The sequence below is a fragment of the Rhodopseudomonas sp. P1 genome, from assembly GCF_039642825.1.
Lineage (GTDB): Bacteria > Pseudomonadota > Alphaproteobacteria > Rhizobiales > Xanthobacteraceae > Rhodopseudomonas > Rhodopseudomonas palustris_H.
In genome coordinates this window covers 1,419,719-1,437,206 of record NZ_CP088006.1, presented here as the reverse complement: position 1 = coordinate 1,437,206, position 17,488 = coordinate 1,419,719, and the positions used below count along the sequence as shown (strand labels likewise).

At 65.4% G+C, this 17,488-nt stretch carries 17 protein-coding genes; 3 read left to right on the top strand and 14 right to left on the bottom strand.

The window, feature by feature from the left end; all coding sequences use genetic code 11:
• The first annotated feature begins 226 nt into the window (after positions 1-226).
• Positions 227-382 (top strand): hypothetical protein, encoded by a 156-nt coding sequence (locus LRC39_RS06755; protein ID WP_199852195.1) that lies wholly within the window; start codon positions 227-229, stop codon positions 380-382.
• A gap of 183 nt (positions 383-565) precedes the next feature.
• Here the strand turns inward: LRC39_RS06755 and LRC39_RS06750 are convergent, their stop codons facing one another.
• From LRC39_RS06750 to LRC39_RS06725, 6 genes are all read right to left on the bottom strand, one after another.
• Positions 566-1,945: a sigma-54-dependent transcriptional regulator FlbD gene (locus LRC39_RS06750; protein WP_107343410.1), complete on the bottom strand. Its 1,380-nt coding sequence runs from the start codon at positions 1,943-1,945 to the stop codon at positions 566-568.
• 47 nt (positions 1,946-1,992) lie between these two features.
• The gene (gene fliN / locus LRC39_RS06745) at positions 1,993-2,340 is read right to left on the bottom strand and encodes a flagellar motor switch protein FliN (protein ID WP_011156831.1); all 348 of its coding nucleotides are present in this window, start codon (positions 2,338-2,340) and stop codon (positions 1,993-1,995) included.
• Positions 2,341-2,357: 17 nt separating this feature from the next.
• The gene (locus LRC39_RS06740; protein WP_107343409.1) at positions 2,358-2,984 is read right to left on the bottom strand and encodes a FliH/SctL family protein; all 627 of its coding nucleotides are present in this window, start codon (positions 2,982-2,984) and stop codon (positions 2,358-2,360) included.
• Positions 2,984-4,072 carry a flagellar motor switch protein FliG gene (gene fliG / locus LRC39_RS06735; RefSeq protein ID WP_011156829.1) on the bottom strand — a complete coding sequence of 363 codons (1,089 nt, stop codon included), beginning with the start codon at positions 4,070-4,072 and terminating at the stop codon, positions 2,984-2,986. Before fliG ends, LRC39_RS06740 begins: the two co-directional genes overlap by 1 nt.
• A 6-nt stretch (positions 4,073-4,078) precedes the next feature.
• Complete coding sequence (gene fliF / locus LRC39_RS06730; RefSeq protein ID WP_107343408.1) at positions 4,079-5,695, bottom strand: flagellar basal-body MS-ring/collar protein FliF; 1,617 nt, start codon at positions 5,693-5,695, stop codon at positions 4,079-4,081.
• A gap of 199 nt (positions 5,696-5,894) precedes the next feature.
• On the bottom strand, positions 5,895-6,170 hold the full coding sequence (locus tag LRC39_RS06725) for a DUF1153 domain-containing protein (RefSeq protein ID WP_011156827.1): 276 nt from the start codon (positions 6,168-6,170) through the stop codon (positions 5,895-5,897).
• A 231-nt stretch (positions 6,171-6,401) separates the two neighbouring features.
• On the opposite strand from LRC39_RS06725, the gene LRC39_RS06720 reads away from it, so the two are divergent.
• A complete protein-coding gene (locus LRC39_RS06720; protein WP_346296734.1) occupies positions 6,402-6,866 on the top strand; it encodes a hypothetical protein in 465 nt (154 codons plus the stop codon).
• Here the strand turns inward: LRC39_RS06720 and LRC39_RS06715 are convergent.
• From LRC39_RS06715 to LRC39_RS06700, 4 genes are all read right to left on the bottom strand, one after another.
• Entirely contained in the window at positions 6,838-8,433 is a 1,596-nt protein-coding gene (locus LRC39_RS06715; RefSeq protein ID WP_346296733.1) for an FAD-binding oxidoreductase, read from the bottom strand. The genes LRC39_RS06720 and LRC39_RS06715 overlap by 29 nt on opposite strands.
• Before the next feature lie 96 nt (positions 8,434-8,529).
• Entirely contained in the window at positions 8,530-9,435 is a 906-nt protein-coding gene (locus LRC39_RS06710; protein ID WP_107343405.1) for a universal stress protein, read from the bottom strand.
• Between the two features lie 90 nt (positions 9,436-9,525).
• On the bottom strand, positions 9,526-12,270 hold the full coding sequence (locus tag LRC39_RS06705; protein ID WP_346296732.1) for a cation-transporting P-type ATPase: 2,745 nt from the start codon (positions 12,268-12,270) through the stop codon (positions 9,526-9,528).
• Between the two features lie 257 nt (positions 12,271-12,527).
• Positions 12,528-12,950 carry a hypothetical protein gene (locus tag LRC39_RS06700; protein ID WP_346296731.1) on the bottom strand — a complete coding sequence of 141 codons (423 nt, stop codon included), beginning with the start codon at positions 12,948-12,950 and terminating at the stop codon, positions 12,528-12,530.
• A gap of 179 nt (positions 12,951-13,129) precedes the next feature.
• Here LRC39_RS06700 and cobS point away from each other — a divergent pair, with 179 nt between their 5' ends.
• Positions 13,130-13,927 carry an adenosylcobinamide-GDP ribazoletransferase gene (gene cobS, locus LRC39_RS06695; protein WP_164572161.1) on the top strand — a complete coding sequence of 266 codons (798 nt, stop codon included), beginning with the start codon at positions 13,130-13,132 and terminating at the stop codon, positions 13,925-13,927.
• 116 nt (positions 13,928-14,043) lie between these two features.
• On the opposite strand, the gene LRC39_RS06690 is transcribed toward cobS, so the two are convergent.
• From LRC39_RS06690 to urtD, 4 genes are all read right to left on the bottom strand, one after another.
• Entirely contained in the window at positions 14,044-14,388 is a 345-nt protein-coding gene (locus LRC39_RS06690; protein ID WP_011156820.1) for an FmdB family zinc ribbon protein, read from the bottom strand.
• Between the two features lie 233 nt (positions 14,389-14,621).
• The gene (gene fmdA, locus LRC39_RS06685; RefSeq protein ID WP_107343401.1) at positions 14,622-15,851 is read right to left on the bottom strand and encodes a formamidase; all 1,230 of its coding nucleotides are present in this window, start codon (positions 15,849-15,851) and stop codon (positions 14,622-14,624) included.
• A gap of 36 nt (positions 15,852-15,887) precedes the next feature.
• Positions 15,888-16,577 (bottom strand): urea ABC transporter ATP-binding subunit UrtE, encoded by a 690-nt coding sequence (gene urtE, locus LRC39_RS06680; protein ID WP_011156818.1) that lies wholly within the window; start codon positions 16,575-16,577, stop codon positions 15,888-15,890.
• Between the two features lie 147 nt (positions 16,578-16,724).
• On the bottom strand, positions 16,725-17,480 hold the full coding sequence (gene urtD, locus LRC39_RS06675) for an urea ABC transporter ATP-binding protein UrtD (protein WP_346296730.1): 756 nt from the start codon (positions 17,478-17,480) through the stop codon (positions 16,725-16,727).
• Between the last annotated feature and the right edge of the window lie 8 nt (positions 17,481-17,488).

The following is a 17,488-nucleotide window of genomic DNA, read 5'->3' as shown; positions in this document are numbered from 1 at the left end:
TTTCGGAACTGGCGCGGGGCGCCCCCGCGACTCGGCTGGCCGCAAGCTAGCGTCTGCGGGCGGCAGTGCAAGTCGGAGGGGCGTGCTGGTTCAGGGCTGGCAGCCCGTCCTGCTGCGCCGCAGCCGTTTGCCGCGGCCGTTCGGCTTTGGCCGCCTTGCCGCCGGCACGATCCTGCGCCAATGCTCGCACCTGCGGCCGCATGGCCGGTGACCCAAAAGGCGAGCGATGAAGCGGTTCGGGATGTTCATGTTCTACGTGGTCGGCGCGCTCGCCTGCGGCTACCTCGCGCTGTACGCCTACGCGATGCTGACAACGCCGAAGTTGACGCCCGGCGATCCGATCCGGATCTTCCGCAACCCCGACGCACCGAAATATTCGTGATCTGAATTGTCGTCATTCCGGAGCGCGCCACGCGCGAGCCCGGAATGACGCTGGACAGTAGCTGGTCTTTTGAGAGAGCGGCCCTCTCCGCCCCACCTCCTTTCAGGAGGAGGGGCGGAGGAGAGACCTTCCAGAGGGGGCCGGAGGGCTCTCTTCAGGGTCGCGGTAACATGAAGATGGCGCTCAACCCATCGACACGAAGGCGCGGGGCTCGCCGCCGCCGGCGGGCGGGATCGGCAGGCCGCCGTCGGCATATTCGTTGAGCTTGTTGCGCAGCGTGCGAATCGAGATGCCGAGGATGTTGGCCGCGTGGGTGCGGTTGCCCAGGCAGTGCTTCAGCGTCTCCAGGATCAGATCACGCTCGACGTCGGCCACGGTACGACCGACCAGCGCGCGAGTAACCTGCTCAGCCGCGAAGGTGGCATGCGCCACCGCCGGCGGGGTCTTGGCTTGATCCAGCCGGTCGCCGTCCGGCGTGATGATTGCTTCTGGGCCGATCTCATCGCCCTGCGCCATCAGCACCGCGCGGTGGATGGTGTTTTCCAGTTCGCGAACGTTGCCCGGCCAGCGATTGGTGGTGAGCACGCGGCGCGCTTCGGCCGACAGCGGCCGCAGCGGCACGCCATTGGCGTCGGCGTATTTCTTGGCGAAGTGCTGCGCGAGTTCGAGGATGTCCGCCGGCCGCTCGCGCAGCGGCGGGATCTTCAGATTGACGACGTTGAGCCGGAACAGCAGGTCCTCGCGGAAGGTACCCTCGCGGACCGCTTCCGACAGATTGCGGTTCGACGTGGCGAGGATGCGGATGTCGACCGGCACCGGGCTCTTGCCGCCGACGCGGTCGATCACCCGCTCCTGAATCGCGCGCAGCAGCTTGGACTGCAGCCGCACGTCCATCTCGGAGATTTCGTCGAGCAGCAGCGTGCCGCCGCTGGCTTCTTCGAACTTGCCGATACGGCGGGCCACGGCGCCGGTGAAGGCGCCCTTCTCGTGGCCGAACAGTTCGGATTCCAAAAGGTGTTCGGGGATCGCCGCGCAGTTGATGCTGATGAACGGCTTCTTGGCGCGATTGGAACGGCTGTGGACGTAGCGCGCGAGCACTTCCTTGCCGGTGCCGGACTCGCCGGTGATCATCACCGAGGCTTCGGAGCCGGCGATCTGCTGCGCCAGCTTCACCACCTTGGCCATAGCGTCGTCGCGGTACACCAATTCGCGGCTGTCGTTCGCCACCGCCGCCAGTACCGCGGCGATCAGCTCCGGATCCGGCGGCAGCGGGATGTACTCCTTGGCGCCGGCGTGGATTGCGGCAACCGCGGCCCGGGCATCGGAGGCGATGCCGCAGGCGACGATCGGCACGTGAATGTGCTCGGCCTCCAGCCGCATCACCAGGTCGCGAATATCGAGCGCGACATCGACCAGCAGCAGGTCGGCGCCCTTGCCGCCTCGCAACACCCGCATCGCCTGTTCGTTGTCGGCGGCGTGCGTGACCGACGCACCGTTATCGATCGCGATCTTGGTCGCGGTGGTGAGTTGGCCCTTCAGGGTGCCGACGATGAGAAGCCGCATGGATTGCTCCTAGATCTCCTGCCGCGCGAGTCTCGCGCGCTTCGCGTTTAAGTGTCCGCCTTGATGATTTCCGTCATGGTGACGCCGAGCTTGTCCTCGACCAGCACGACTTCGCCGCGTGCCACCAGGCGGTTATTCACATAGATGTCGATCGCCTCGCCGACGCGGCGATCGAGCTCCAGCACTGCGCCGGGTCCGAGCTTGAGCAGCTCGCCGACGTCCATCTTCGATCGGCCGAGCACGGCCGACACCTGCACCGGCACGTCGAACACCGCCTCGAGATCGGCGGCAACGCGCGAAATCTGTTCGTCTTCCTGGTAACCGACGTCGGCCAGCGGCGGCGCATCGGCACCGTTGAGGTCGGGAAGCGGCACCTGGCCGTCATTGTCGCCCATGTCTCACCTTCCTCTTGTCATCGGCCGCTGTTGCGCGACGCCATGTAGCGGCCCACCAATTCGTCGATCTTGGCCTCGACGGTGGCGCGCTCCAGCACCACGCCGCCGTCGGCCCATTCGATCTTGCAGTCGCCGCCGGCGATTTCCGGATCGGCCAGCAACACCAGACGCCCTGCGAAGCCGCTCTGCTTGGCGAGCAGCTCGATGCGCTCGCGCGCGGCCTCGTACACAGCATCATTGATCCGCACCACCAGATGCGGCGTCGCCACCAGATGGCGGAAGCATTCGCCGACCAGCGCAGTGATCTCGGCGAGCGGTTCGGCGGCGATCAGTTCGCCGCACAGTTTGCGCGCCGCGGCGATTGCGACTTCGACCGCTTCGGTCTCCATCCGGGTTTCGACACCGCCGATGCCGCTGGCGATCACGTGCATCGCCTGCGCGACCTGCTCCAGCGCCATCGCACTGCGCCGCTGCGCCTCGACTGAGGCTTCGTTCTGACCGGCGGCAAATCCGTTCTGATAGCCGCGCTGCTCAGCAGCAGCGACGGCCTGCGCCAGCTCGGCCGCGGCGATCGCCTTCTCGCGGGTCTTCTCCGGTGCCCCGAAATCGTCGTTGAACAGAAATTTCTGTGCGGGAGCGGCCATCAGTACACCAGTTCGTCGTCGGCGCGGTTCTTGGTCAGCACGATCTCACCCTTGGCGGCGAGATCCTTGGCGAGGTTGACGAGCAGCGCCTGCGCCTCGTCGACGTCGCGCAGCCGCACCGGACCGAGGGCGGCCATGTCGTCCATCAGCATCTTGCCGGCGCGCGACGACATATTGCCGAGGAAGAAGCCGCGGACCTCTTCGTTGGCGCTCTTGAGCGCGATCGCCAGCTTGTCCTTGTCGATGTTGCGCATCAGCGTCTGCGCCGAGCCGGCATCGAGCTTGACCAGGTCGTCGAAGGTGAACATCAGCGCCTTGATGCGCTCGGCGGACTCGCGGTTGTCCTCTTCCAGCGAGGTGATGAAGCGGGTCTCGGTCTGGCGGTCGAAATTGTTGAAGATTTCGGCCATCACCTCGTGGGCGTCGCGGCGGCGAGTCTGCGACAGGTTGGACATGAATTCGGAGCGCAGCGTCTTCTCGACGCTCTCGATCACTTCCTTCTGCACCGCCTCCATCCGCAGCATGCGGTTGATGACGTCGAGCGCCATGTCCTCCGGCAGGATCGCCAGCACCTTGGCGGCGTGCTCCGGCTTCAGCTTCGACAGCACCACGGCGGTGGTCTGCGGGTACTCGTTCTTCAGATAGTTGGCGAGCACCTCTTCGGAGACGTTGGAGAGCTTCTCCCACATGTTGCGGCCGGCGGGGCCGCGGATTTCTTCCATGATGCCGGTGACGCGATCGGCCGGCAGATATTTCTGCAGCAGCCGCTCGGTGGCGTCGTAGTTGCCCATCAGCGCGCCGGAGGCCGACATCCGCGACACGAATTCGAGCAGCAGATCTTCGACCGTTTCTGGCTCGATGGTGCCGAGCGTCGACATCGTCATCGACAGCTCGCGCACTTCTTCGTCGTCGAGCAGCGACCAGATCTTGCCGCCGTATTGTTCGCCGAGCGCGAGCATCAGGATGGCGGCGCGCTTCGGCCCGCTCAGCGGCTTGCTGGGCGCGCGGCCGCTCTGACGCTGCGCTAACGTCGCAACGACGGAGGCGATGTCATCCTGACTGGTTGCTGGGACGGGCGCGTCGGCCATGGCGGATTAGGTTGCGGGTTCGGCCAGCCATTGACGAATAATGGCGGCGGTTTCGTTGGGATTGCGTTCGGCGAGTTCGCCGACCCGGTGCACGGACTGGGCGTGAACCTGGCCTTGCACCTGGGCGATATCGATCATGCTGGGCACGCTGGCCGGTACCGGCTGACCATCGGCGCCGATCTGCGGCACGGTGCCGTCGGCCAGCGCCGGCAGGCCGCCGACGGCTTCCGGGGCCGGCTCGGCGGCGAGGATGCGCTTCACCAGCGGGCGGATCACCATGAACAGCACCACCAGGCCGAGCAGGAACATCACCCCAAGCTGGATCATGTTCATGATGTCGTCCTTGGTGAACTGGAACATCCCCATCAGCCCGGCCGGCTCCGGCAGCTTCTCGATCTGCGGCGCCTCGGCGAACTTCAGGTTGACCACTTCGATCTGGTCGCCGCGCTTCTGGTCGAAGCCGATCGCGGAGCGCACCAGCGCGGCGATGCGGTCGAGCTGCTCCTTCGGCCGTTCGGCATAGACCAGCTCGCCCTTGTCGTTCTTGGTGTAAGCGCCGTCGACCAGCACCGCGACCGACAGCCGGTTGACGCGACCGGCCTCGGTGACCTCGGTCTTGGTGACGCGCGAGATCTCGTAATTGTTGGTCTCTTCCGACTTCTTGCTGACGTCGCGGGCGCCGGCGCCCTGGCCCTGGTTGGCGCCGGGCAGCTCGTTATTGACGGTAACCTGGCCGTCCGCTGCCGAGGTCGCGGCGGATTCTTCGCGGGTCTGGCTCGACCGCAGCACGCGGCCTTCGGGGTCGAACTTGTCGGAAGTCTGGGTGATCTTGTTGTAGTCGAAATCGGCCGAGACCTGGACGCGGGCGCGGCCGGAGCCGACCACCGAGGACACGATGCCCTCGATCTGATTGCGCATTCGCTTTTCGAACGCGGCGCGGCGTTCGTCGCTGGTGGCGCCTTCGACCTGCTCGCCGCTGGCCGAGCCGTCAGCCAGCAGTTGGCCGGCTTCGTCAACGATCGACACCCGCTGCGGCTTCAGGCCGTTGACCGCGGACGCGACGAGGTGGCGGATGGCGCGCACCTGCTGCGGCTCCAGCGCGCCCCGCACGCGCAGCACGATCGACGCCGACGGCTCCGGCGCCTCCCGCGAAAACAACGGCCGCTCCGGGAGCACCAGATGCACCCGCGCAGCCTGCACCCGATCAATCGCCCGGATGGTGCGCGACAGTTCGCCTTCGAGCGCGCGCAGATGATTGATGTTCTGAACGAAGCTGGTGGTGCCGAGCGCGTCCGACTTGTCGAATATCTCGTAGCCGACGCCGCCGCCCTTCGGCAGGCCGCCTTCGGCGAGCTTCATCCGCAACCGCGTCACTTTGTCCTTCGGCACCATCAGAATCGCGCCGTCGTTGCGCATTTCGAACGGAATGCCCTGGCGCTCCAGCTCCTTGATGATGCTGGAGGAGTCCTCAACGCTGAGATCCGTATAGAGGGTCGTCATCTGCGGCTGCGACACCCGCATGATGACAAAGGCGAAGAATCCAACCAGCGCAACCGTGACGGCAATCATCGCCATCAGCCGGGCGGCTCCCAAGCCTTTGAGAAAACCCAACAGATTCTGCAAGAAACGCCCCTCGGATGCGCAGCACGACCGACCGGCGGGCTCAGCCTCCCCGCACGGCTAGGCAAATCTTGCCTATGGGATGGTTTCCATATGGTTAACGAGTCTTAACGGACTGCAAAAACCCTTGAAAATACTGAAAGCCGGCTTCCCGAAACGGGGCCGGCTTTCGTCAAATCGTCAAAACCTGGAAAGGATTTGTTTACTGGCGATACTGCTGGATTCGCGTGGTGCGCAGCCCGGCCAAACCGTGATGGTCGATCGAGAACTGCCAGGACAGGAATTCGTCCACGGTCAGCGTGTATCGGCTGCACGCCTCCTCAAGGGAGAGCAGACCGCCGCGGACGGCAGCGACGACTTCGGCCTTCCGGCGGATGACCCAGCGCTTGGTGCCGGGTGCAGGCAGGTCCGCGATCGTCAATGGGCTTCCATCGGGCCCGATCACGTATTTTACCCTCGGGCGGTGGGGCTCTGTCATGGCGTACTCACAACTCGCAAAGCACTCAACTCACACGATTAACCTAAGCGAGCCGGCTTAAAATTTGCCTAAGCGAGCTGCAGGATTGTTCAGGTTGGTGTTAGTAAAGCGGTAACGAATGGCCGCCGCCCAGAACGGCCCAAAACGCCCGGCCTGATGTGATTACGTGGTTGGCCGACAACCCGAAGGTTCGGCTTTCGAAGCAGCGATCGATCGTCTAGTGCTGACAGCATGAGTGACGACAGCGCGCCGGCAACGAAGCCAACCACCAACTCACCCGTGATTGCGAGCGACAGCTTGCATGCGGTCGCACTCGACGACTCCACACTCGCAGCAGTCGATCAGTGGGCCGCGAGCCGGTTGCTGTCGCGGGCTGAGGCACTGGGGCGGCTGGTGCAACTGGGGCTCAGCATCGCGCCGGGGGCGCGGCCGCCGCTGGCGATTGCGCCGGACCGCGCCGTCGAACTCGCCGCGTCACAGATTCATGCGCTGATCGATGCAGAAGCGCCGCCGGAAGAGCGCGACCGGCGGATCGCGCGGCTGGTCGAAGGCCCGCCGGAATTCGTCGAAGCGCGGGTCGACCTGCCGCGTCGCCGCGCCACCGATCTGCTGACGGACGACAACTCCGTGTTGCCGCCACCCGCGCCCGGGACGCCGCAGCGGCGCGCTACGGATCGATCAGCACTCCCGGATTGAGCATCGCCTGCGGATCGAGCTCGCGCTTGGCGGCGCGTAGCGCGGCGGCGAACAAGTCCGGCCGCTGACGGTCATACCATTTGCGATGATCGCGCCCGACCGCGTGGTGATGGGTGATGGTGCCACCTGCTGCGATCAGCGCATCGCTCGCCGCGTTCTTGATCGTCTGCCATTGCTCGAGCAGCTCGCCATGCCGGCCGAGCACATGAAACGAGAAGTACGGCGCCGGCCCGTCGGGATAGACGTGCGTGAAGCGGCAAGTGACTTCGCCCGTGATCCCGGTCGCATCAAGGATCGCCTGCTCGGTCGCCGACTTGACGCTGTCGTGGAAGCTCTCGAACCGCTCCCAGGTCATCGACGTCTCGAAAGTGTCGTTGATCAGCCCCGCGGGGGTCAGGAATTCGCGTGCATAAGGCATCCGGATGAAGGCGTTACGCCACAGCCCGGCGGCGCCTTCGAGATGCGCTGACGCGGCTTCCGCCTCCTCCTTGGTGCCGCCGTGATCGGCGCAACATTCCAGCGCACGCGCCATCCACGGCTCGACCGGATGATCGCCGCTCTCGAACGCCAGCACCATGATGGCAACGCTGCCGTCGGCGGCACCCGTGTTGTACGCCTCCTGCGGATCGAGGATGCGGCAGTTGGACGGATAGAGGCCAGCCTGCGCCACCGCGCGAACTGCGCGCGCCGCAGCGAAGAAGGTCGGGAAGCGCACGGACGCGCCGGCGCGAAACGTCGGGCGCGATTGCAGCCGCATCCATGCTGCCGAGATCACGCCGAGGATGCCTTCCGAGCCGACAAACATCCGGTCCGGGCTCGGACCTGCGCCGGAGCCTGGCAGCCGCCGCGTCTCGAGCACGCCGCGCGGCGTCACCACGCGAACGCTTTCGACGAAATCGTCGATGTGGGTGTAGAGGCTGGCGAAGTGGCCGCCGGAGCGGGTCGCGATCCAACCGCCGAGCGTCGAATACTCGAAGCTCTGCGGGAAGTGCCGCAGCGTGACACTGTGCGGCTTGAGCTGCGCCTCCAGCGCCGGGCCGTAAGCGCCGCCCTGGATCAGCGCCGCGCGCGAGGTGGCGTCGACCTCCAGCACCTTTCCAAGATGGCGCAAATCGAGCGTCACCGCCGCTTTGTAGCGGCTGCCATCGACCCGGCATTCGACGCCGCCGCACACCGAGGAGCCGCCGCCAAACGGCGTCAGCGCCGCACCGGCGCCGCCGGCCCAATCCATCACCGCAGCGATCTCGGCCTCGTCACGCGGATAGGCAACGACGTCGGGCGCCGCGTCGTAGTCGCCGACCATGCCACGGACGTAATCCGGATAGGATTTGCCGTAAGCATGGGCGGCGCGGTGATAGACGTCGACCGCGCAGATTTCCGACAGCGATTTCGGCGGCACAATCCGCGGCTCGCGCAGCTTGATGTCGTCGAGAGGTACCACACCAACAGTGTCGAAGCTGTCGCGGCCGAACTTCGCTTTGTAGCGGCCGAGCACGAAAGCCTGCTCGGCCTCGGTCATCCCCTCGCCTTCCCGACCCCAGCCGTAGTGCTTCAGCCGCGTGCCCATCGTCGACCTCCCGGTTGTTCGCCGGCGAGGTACCGATGCCGCGCCGATCGGCGGGGAGTGTGACGGGCAATGCCGAGGCCGGCAAGCCGGCTTGGCTCAGCTCGCAGCGTCGCGCACAGGTACCACCAGGATGTCGCGCTGCAGGCGGCGCAAGACCTCTTCGGTCACGCTGCTGAGCAATAGCCGCACTGCACCACGCCGCGCATGGGTCCCGATCACCACCAGATCCGGCCTCAATTCGGTGGCGGCTTCGATGATATCGGTGGCGGGGCCCGCCCCCTCCTTGACCACGGTCGAGTAGTCGACATCGTCGAGCTGCAGCGGCTCGAGGAAGCGCACCAGATCACGCACCGCATCGGTGCGAGTGTCGACGAGATAGTCATCGAGGCTGGTCTTGTCGACACCAGCGTAATTCAGCATGCCGGCGGCCGCGGCGTCGTAGACATGCATCACGATCAGCTTGGTTCGCTGCAGCAGACCGAGCCGTCGCGCGGTCTCCAGCGCCTGAGCCGAGCAATCGGTCAGGTCGACCGGCGCAAGGCTCTTGGCATAGGGGAGCGCCGGGTCGAGATTGGCCATCAGCACCGGCACGGTGCTGTTGCGGATCACCCGTTCGGCCGTAGTGCCGGCGAAGATGTCGCGCAGGAAGGCGCGGCGGTGGCTGCCGACGACGCACAGATCCGCACCATGCTGGTGAGCGGCACGGACGATGGCGTCGAAAGGCGTGCCGAGCAGCACCAGCGGCGTGCATTCGAGGCCAGCGAGATAAGTGTGTTCGCGGATCGCGTCGGCGAGCGCGGACTCGGCGAGTTCGACCTCGACGGCGACGATGTGCTCGGGCTGATCGTCATCGACCACATGGGCGATCACCAGCCGTGCGCCGCTCTGCCGGGCGAGAGCTGCGGCGCGGCGCACCGCACGATCGGAGCGCGCCGAGAAATCCGTGGCAGCGAGCACCACTTTCAGGCCGAACATCATATCGGGACGGGGCAGTTCGTTCATGATGAACCTCGTCGTTACTAAGGGCCGCGTGACCACACGCGATGGAAGCGGCGTGGCGGCATGGTGCCGTGCGCGCCGCGATGAAGCCGGTTACGGCTCGAGACTGCGTAGCGCGCCGATCCGGCGCATCACCCATTTCTCGAGTTCGAGCACGATCATCAGCGCCACGCCGGCGCCGATCACCACGGCGCCGTCGACCAGGGAGATCGGCGTGGTGGCGAATAGGCTGTGCATGAAGGGCGCGTAGGTGAAGGCGATCTGCGCGGCGATCACCACGACCAGCGCGGCCAGCACCGGCATGGTGCCGAGCGCACCGCGCAGCGAAATCGAGCTGGTGTGCAGATAGCGGACGTTGAACAGGTAGAAGATCTCGAACACCACCAGCACGTTCACCACCATGGTCCGGGCGGTGTCGAGCGACAGGCCCCTGCCGAGCGCGAAGAAGAAGATCGCCAGCGCGCCGACCGTGAACAGGAACGAGACGAAGAAGATCCGCCACACCAGGAAGCGCGACAGTAGCGGCGCGTGCGCCGGCCGCGGCGGCCGCTTCATCACGCCCGGCTCCGGCGGCTCGAACGCCAGCACCAGGCCGAGGGTGACGGTGAGGATCAGGTTGATCCACAGGATCTGCACCGGCGTCATCGGCATGGTGAAGCCGAACAGGATCGCGACGATGACGGTGAGGACCTCGCCGCCATTGGTCGGGATCGTCCAGGCGATCACTTTGCGGATGTTGTCGTAAACGGTCCTGCCTTCCTGCACCGCGGCGACGATCGAGACGAAATTGTCGTCGAGCAGCACCACCTGCGAGGCTTCCTTGGCGGTCTCGGTGCCCTTGTGGCCCATCGAGATGCCGACATCGGCCTGCTTCAGCGCCGGCGCGTCGTTCACGCCGTCGCCGGTCATCGCCACCACCGCGCCGGTCGATTGCAGCGCCTGGACAATGCGCAGTTTGTGCTCGGGATTGGTGCGGGCGAACACGTCGGTGCGACGCGCCAGTTCGACGAAGCCGGAATCCGGAGTGCGATCGAGATCGGCCCCTGTGACGACGTCGGGATGGTCGGTCAGATTGAGTTGCCGCGCGATCGCCTCTGCGGTCGCGGCGTGGTCGCCGGTGATCATCTTCACCACGATGCCGGCAGAGCGGCATTCGGCGATCGCTTGGATCACTTCGTCGCGCGGCGGATCGATGAAGCCGACCAGCCCCATGAATGCCAGCCCTTCGTCGAGATCGGCAAAACCGAGCTGGTCCGACGGCCGCGCCGGCGAACGCAGCGCAAAGCCGAGCACGCGCTCGCCTTCCGCCGCGGCACGCGCGATCTGCGCGGTCCAGAACTCCTGATCGATCGGATGCAACGCCCCGCCGGGGCCGACTTGCATTGCGCACATCGCCAGCAGCCGTTCCGGCGCGCCCTTCACGAAGATCACCTGCGCGCCGGAATCGGTGGCGTGGCGGGTCGCCATGAAGCGATGCTGTGCATCGAACGGAATTTCGTCGGAGCGCTTCCACGCCGTTCGTTCAGCGTCCGGATCGAGCCCCGCCTTGATCGCAAGCGCAACCAGCGCACCTTCCATCGGATCGCCATCGACGACGTGATGGCCATCGACGTAACGAAGTTGCGCGTCGTTGCACAGCAGCGCCGAGCGAACGAGCTGCATCGCCGACGCCACTGCTTCGGGGTTGTCCTTGCCATCGACGGTGAGATCCCCCTTCGGCACATAGCCGGAGCCGCTGACAAGGATGGTGTGATCAGCGGTGACGATCCGGCGCGCGGTCATCTCGTTGCGCGTCAGCGTGCCGGTCTTGTCGGAGCAGATCACCGAGGTGGCGCCGAGGGTTTCCACCGCCGGCAGGCGGCGGATGATGGCGTTGCGCTTGGCCATCCGCTGCACGCCGATCGCCAGCGTGATGGTGATCACTGCGGGCAGGCCTTCCGGCACAACGCCGACCGCGAGCGCCACCACGGCGATCAGCGCATCGGCCCAGGCATAGTCGCGCACCAGGGTGGCGAAGGCGAAGATCGCCGCCGCCGCCGAGATCGCCACCCAGGTGAACCGCTCGCCGAACTTGTTGATCTGCGCGAGCAGCGGCGTCGCCAGTTGCTCGACGCCCTGGATCATGGTGCTGATGCGGCCGATCTCGGTGCGCGCGCCGGTCGCGACCACGACGCCGAAGCCCTGCCCGGCCGACACCAGCGTGCCGGAGAATGCCATGCACAGCCGGTCGCCGAGCGGCGCATCCACCGCCGCGGGCTGGTCGTGCTTTTCCGAGGCCACCGACTCGCCGGTCAGCATCGCCTCGTCGATCAGCAGGCCGCGGGCGCGGGTGAGCCGCAGATCCGCCGGCACGCGGTCACCGGCCTCGATCATCACCACGTCACCGGGCACCAACTCTTCAGCCGGCACCACAACCCGGTGACCGTCGCGCCAGGCATGCGCGCGCGGCGAGATCATCTTCTTGATCGCGGCCAGTGCCTTCTCAGCCTTGTCTTCCTGGATGTAACCAACGATCGCGTTGATCGTCACCACCGCAACGATCACCGCGGCATCGATCTGGTGGCCGAGGAACCCTGCCGCGACCGCGGCCGCGAGCAGGAAGTAGATCAGCGTGTTGTTGAACTGCGACAGAAACCGCAGGATCGCCGAGCGGCGCGGCGGCTCCGGCAGCGCGTTGGGTCCGTAGCTCTGCAGTCGGCGTTTGGCCTCGTCGGTGCTCAGGCCGCCACGGTTGGTGGCGAGACCGGTGAGGACGCGATCGGCATCGATCGCGTGCCACATCTCGTCGGAGGCCTGATCGTTCGGGCCCTTGATGTCGGCTTGCAGCAGTTCGGTCATGGTGGGGATCTCGACGTCTTCGGCTCGACAGAAACGCTGCGGCCCCGAGTCGGAACGCCTCCCTTGAAGATGCGTCCATGGCCTCGGCTCCGTCCGGTCCCAGAGACGGGATCGGCCGCGCAACGCGATGTGCGGAATCGGAAAAATGCCGGACGGCGTTGCCGCTGCGATCAGGCGAGGAAAGGCTCAGCGCCTCGCGCCGTCAGACGACGGCTCGCTCGATCGGACTTGGCAACACACGGAATCGCGGCGTGGGACTAAGCGGCTATCGGCGGCCGCAGCTGCGGCGGCTCGCTGCGATCGAGCATCGGCTCGGCCAGCGGGAGATGCACGCGGGTGGTCTGATCGCAGCCGATGGTTCTGAACGACACCGGGCTCAGCGCATTGGCGCTGTCGGTAGTCATGATTTCCGGATCGTCGTTGAGATTGAGCGGCGGCACCGGCGGCGGCGTCTTGACGAAGACAAGCTCAGGCCGCGGCGCCTCGTGGGCCGAGGCGGCCGAGACGTTGCCAAGAACGAGCACAACGAAAGCGCAGACGCAGATCGCCGCCTCGAGCCACAGGCGCAATGCAGCGGACGTCGTCCGGCCGTCGCTATATCGTTCAAACTGCATCGTCAGGAAGCGTACCCCATCTGGATCAGGAGTGACAAAGGTTAGCTGCCGGCGATTGGCCGTCACATTGACCTCTATCAAGGGGTTAGCCGTTTGGATGCGGCGGGTGGTCACAGCCGGCAGAAGGTCGCGGCGGCTTTGGCCGGGTACTGCGGCACCGCGCGCCAGCCTGTCGACGGTGTACGCGGGCGCTTGACCGTAGCGGCTCGGGCGCGCAGTACGGCGGCTTCCGCAAAGGCAGATTCATGACCGACTCCCCTCAGATTTCGCGGCCGACGCCGACGCTGGCACAATTGCTCGACGCCGTGCGCTTCCTGACCATCCTGCCGGTGCCGAGCGCCGACCGCGCGCCGGAGCCGGACTGGCTGATGCGGGCGATGACATTCTTTCCGGTCGTCGGAGTCGGCATCGGTGTGGTGTCGGCGGCGGCGATGATCGTCGGCACCTCGCTGTTCGGGCCGACACTCGGGGCCCTCCTGGCGGTGACCGCCTCGATCGCGCTGACCGGCGCCTTTCACGAGGACGGCCTCGCCGACACTTTCGACGCGTTCGGCGGCGGCTGGACGGTCGAACGCCGGCTCGAGATCATGAAGGACAGCCGGATCGGCACCTATGGCGCGCTCGCACTCGGCATCGGTGTCGCTTTGCGGGTCGCGGCGCTGTCGCTGCTGCCGCTATGGGCGGCGCTGGCCGCGCTGGTCGCCTGTCATGCGGCATCGCGCGGTGCTTCATGCTTGGTCGCGCACCGGATGAACTACGCCGGCAACACCGCGGCGATGAAGGCGAGCTACGCCGACACCACGCTGCGCAAGGACGAACTGGTGCTTGGCGGGATCGCGGTCGCGCTCGGCGCGCTGCCATTGCTGCTGGTGTCGCCGATCGCGGTGGTGATCGGACTTGCCGCAGGCAGCGTCCTTGCCGCCGCCATGGCCGGCTGGGCCAAGCGGTTGATCGGCGGTTACACCGGCGACGTACTCGGCGCCAGCGAGCAACTATTCGAGATCGGCTTTCTGCTCGGCGTCGCGGCCGTCATTGCCGGATAGATCGGTCTTTCAAGTCCCCGCGTCATTGCGAGGAGTCAAGCGAACGAAATAATCCCGAAGCTCGGTGGACCCGACTCCTGGATTGCTTCGCTTCACTCGCAATGCCGGGGCCACAATCAGTGGCTGATCATCCAGGGCCGCGCGGTGGGGAAGCCCTTGGCGCCGCTCTTGGTGCGGGTCTGCAGCCGGGCCGGCTTTTTGATCCCCGAACAGCAGCTGCAGCCCGGCGCGTGTTTGGCTTTGTATTCGCCGACCGTCATTGGTGCGTTGCGGCTCTTCTCGTTGGTGGCGTGTGCGTTGCGCTGCGACGCCGGCATGCAGGAGAAGTTTGGCGCCGTGAGGATCACCCGCGGCGACGAGGTCTCGCAGGTCGGACAAAGCTGCGGATCGTCGCATTCGGCCATCGGCCGCAGATCGGTAAACGGCCCGCAGGCGTCGCACATATATTCATAAACAGGCATCGTCGTTTCCCTTGCGCTGACGATTTGTTCGGACCTGTGCGATGGGAGCGGGGCGGAAAGAACGCCCCGTCCCGCTCCCCGTCGCGCAGGGAAGTCTGTGAGCCTCGGCCGTACCCCTGCGTCATTGCGAGCGAAGCGAAGCAATCCAGTGCCTGGCACTGAGCTCATGGATTGCTTCGTCGGCTGCGCCTCCTCGCAATGACGTCAGGGGTGATCGGCCTGACTCGGAGTTCTTACTTATCCGGCGAGATCGGCATCTGGACGTCGCCCTTGATCGCCTTCACCGGACCGGCCGAGGTCGGCATCATGTCGAAGTCGAAGATCTCGGTCGGCAGCCATAGCGTGGCGCAGGCGTTGGGAACGTCGACGACGCCCGAGATGTGGCCCTGCACCGGAGCGGTGCCGAGAATCGAGTACGCCTGCGCGCCGGAGTAACCGAACTTCTTCAGGTACTCGATGGCGTTGAGACAGGCCTGACGATACGCCACGGTGACGTCGAGGTAGTGCTGCTGGCCCTGCTCGTCGACCGAGATGCCTTCGAAAATCAGATAGTCCTTGTAGTTCGGTGTCACCGGCGACGGCTTGAAGATCGGGTTCTTGATGCCGTACTTCGAGACGCCGTCCTTGATGATGTCGACCTTGATGTGCAGCCAGCCGGCCATCTCGATCGCGCCGCAGAAGGTGATCTCGCCGTCGCCCTGGCTGAAGTGCAGATCGCCCATCGAAAGACCGCCGCCCGGCACATAGACCGGGAAGTAGATCTTCGAACCGCGCGACAGGTCCTTGATGTCGCAGTTGCCGCCGTGTTCGCGCGGCGGCACGGTACGGGCGCCTTCGGCCGCAGCCTTGGCCTTGTCGTCACCCTTGAGCTTGCCCATGTGGGCGGTCGGCCCGAACGGCGGATTGGCGAGGCCAGGCACGCGGGTCGGGTTGGTGGCGATCAGCGCTGTCTCACGCTCGTTCCACGCCGACAGCAGCTTCGGATCCGGCAAGCAGCCGATCAGGCCGGGATGGATCAGGCCGGCGAAGTTCACGCCCGGGATGTGGCGCGAAGAGGTGTACATGCCCTTGAAGTCCCAGATCGACTTCTGCGCCAGCGGGAAGTGGTCGGTGAGGAAGCCGCCGCCGTTCTGCTTGGAGAAGAAGCCGTTGAAACCCCACATGCTCTCGGCCTTCGGGCCGATATCGAGCAGGTCGACGACCAGCAGGTCGCCGGGCTCGGCGCCCTTGACGCCGATCGGGCCTGACAGGAAGTGCACGATCGACAGGTCGATGTCGCGAACGTCGTCGGCCGAGTCGTTGTTCTTGATGAAACCGCCGGTCCAATCATAGGTCTCGACGATGAAGTCGTCGCCCGGATTGACCCACGCGGCCATCGGAATGTCCGGATGCCAACGGTTGTGGACCATCTCGTTGTCGTATGCGGACTGCGTGAGATCGACCTTAATCAATGTCTCTGGCATCGGAAGCTCCCCTTGTTACCAGTGGACGTGTGAAAACTAGACGGACAGATATTTCGCGACCTGCGCCTCATCGACGCTGGCGCGCGGCTCATCGCGAACGATTTCGCCGTTTTCGATCACCAGCACCCGATCGGCGACGTCGAGCGCAAAGCTCAGCACCTGTTCGGAGACAATGATCGAAAGACCTCGGCTGTCGCGGATGCGCTTCAAGGTGCGCGCCATCTCGCGAATGATCGACGGCTGGATGCCTTCGGTCGGCTCGTCGAGCAGCAGCACCTTCGGCTTGGTGGCGAGCGCGCGCGCGATCGCGAGTTGCTGCTGCTGGCCACCGGACAGATTGCCGCCGCGCCGCCCCTTCATCTCGAGCAGCACCGGGAACAATTCGTAGATGTCCGCCGGCACCTCGCTATCGCCGGAGGCCGCAAGCCCGGTTTCGATATTCTCCTTCACCGTCATGGTGGAGAAGATCATCCGGCCCTGCGGCACGTAAGCGAGCCCCTTTGCGACGCGCTCGTAGCTCTTCAGACCACCGAGCTCGATGCCGTTCATCGCGATCGAGCCCTTGCGCTGCGGGATGATGCCCATCAGCGACTTCATCAGTGTGGTCTTGCCCATGCCGTTGCGGCCCATGATCGCGACGATCTCATTCGGCGCGACATCGATATTGAGCCCGTGCAACACCTCGCTCTGGCCATAGGCGACGTGCAGATCGTTGATAGCGAGCATCGGGATCTCCTCTAATTGGCCGGAGCAACAAAGAACGGCGTCATTGCGAGGAGCGAAGCGACGAAGCAATCAAGCGCAGTGCACGGAGCTGGATTGCTTCGCTTCGCTCGCAATGACGGGGGAGAGGCGGTGCGCATCAGCAACCTCCTAGTGGCCGAGATAGACTTCGATGACCTTCGGATCGTTCTTCACCGTGTCCATCGAGCCCTCGGACAGGATCTGGCCCTGGTGCAGCACGGTGACCTTGTGGGCGATGTCTTCGACGAACTTCATGTCGTGCTCGATCACCAGCACCGAGCGGTCCTTGATGATGGTGTGGAGCAGTTCGGCGGTCTTGACGCGCTCGGACACGCTCATGCCGGCCACCGGCTCGTCGAGCATCAACAGGTCGGGGTCCTGGATCAGCAGCATGCCGATCTCGAGCCACTGCTTCTGGCCGTGACTGAGCAGATCGGCGCTCATGCCGAGCTTGTCCTTCAGGAAGATCGCTTCGGCGACCTCCTCAACGCGCTCGCGCACCGCAGCGGTGCGCTGGAACGCCAGCGCGCCGAACACCGAGCGGCCCTGCGGATAGGAGATCTCCAGATTTTCGAACACCGTGAGGTCTTCATAGATCGACGGCGTCTGGAATTTGCGGCCGACACCGGCCTGGACGATCTCGTTCTCCTTCATCTTGGTGAGATCCTTGCCGCGGAAGTGGATCGCACCGGCGGTCGCTTTGGTCTTGCCGCAGATCAGATCCAGTACCGTGGTCTTGCCGGCGCCGTTGGGGCCGATGATCACGCGGATTTCGTTCTCCTCGACGTAGAAGGACAGATCGTTGACCGCCTTGAAGCCGTCGAACGAAACCGTGAGCCCTTCCACGGCGAGCAGGAATTCAGGCGGTTGATGGCCGATCAGCATGGTGTCCT

Coding starts and splice junctions, on each gene's coding strand:
- LRC39_RS06755 (WP_199852195.1), top strand. CDS start 227: ATGAAGCGGTTCGGGATGTTCATGTTCTACGTGGTCGGCGCGCTCGCC.
- LRC39_RS06750 (WP_107343410.1), bottom strand. CDS start 1,945: ATGCGGCTTCTCATCGTCGGCACCCTGAAGGGCCAACTCACCACCGCG.
- fliN (WP_011156831.1), bottom strand. CDS start 2,340: ATGGGCGACAATGACGGCCAGGTGCCGCTTCCCGACCTCAACGGTGCC.
- LRC39_RS06740 (WP_107343409.1), bottom strand. CDS start 2,984: ATGGCCGCTCCCGCACAGAAATTTCTGTTCAACGACGATTTCGGGGCA.
- fliG (WP_011156829.1), bottom strand. CDS start 4,072: ATGGCCGACGCGCCCGTCCCAGCAACCAGTCAGGATGACATCGCCTCC.
- LRC39_RS06725 (WP_011156827.1), bottom strand. CDS start 6,170: ATGACAGAGCCCCACCGCCCGAGGGTAAAATACGTGATCGGGCCCGAT.
- LRC39_RS06720 (WP_346296734.1), top strand. CDS start 6,402: ATGAGTGACGACAGCGCGCCGGCAACGAAGCCAACCACCAACTCACCC.
- LRC39_RS06715 (WP_346296733.1), bottom strand. CDS start 8,433: ATGGGCACGCGGCTGAAGCACTACGGCTGGGGTCGGGAAGGCGAGGGG.
- LRC39_RS06710 (WP_107343405.1), bottom strand. CDS start 9,435: ATGAACGAACTGCCCCGTCCCGATATGATGTTCGGCCTGAAAGTGGTG.
- LRC39_RS06705 (WP_346296732.1), bottom strand. CDS start 12,270: ATGACCGAACTGCTGCAAGCCGACATCAAGGGCCCGAACGATCAGGCC.
- cobS (WP_164572161.1), top strand. CDS start 13,130: ATGACCGACTCCCCTCAGATTTCGCGGCCGACGCCGACGCTGGCACAA.
- LRC39_RS06690 (WP_011156820.1), bottom strand. CDS start 14,388: ATGCCTGTTTATGAATATATGTGCGACGCCTGCGGGCCGTTTACCGAT.
- fmdA (WP_107343401.1), bottom strand. CDS start 15,851: ATGCCAGAGACATTGATTAAGGTCGATCTCACGCAGTCCGCATACGAC.
- urtE (WP_011156818.1), bottom strand. CDS start 16,577: ATGCTCGCTATCAACGATCTGCACGTCGCCTATGGCCAGAGCGAGGTG.
- urtD (WP_346296730.1), bottom strand. CDS start 17,480: ATGCTGATCGGCCATCAACCGCCTGAATTCCTGCTCGCCGTGGAAGGG.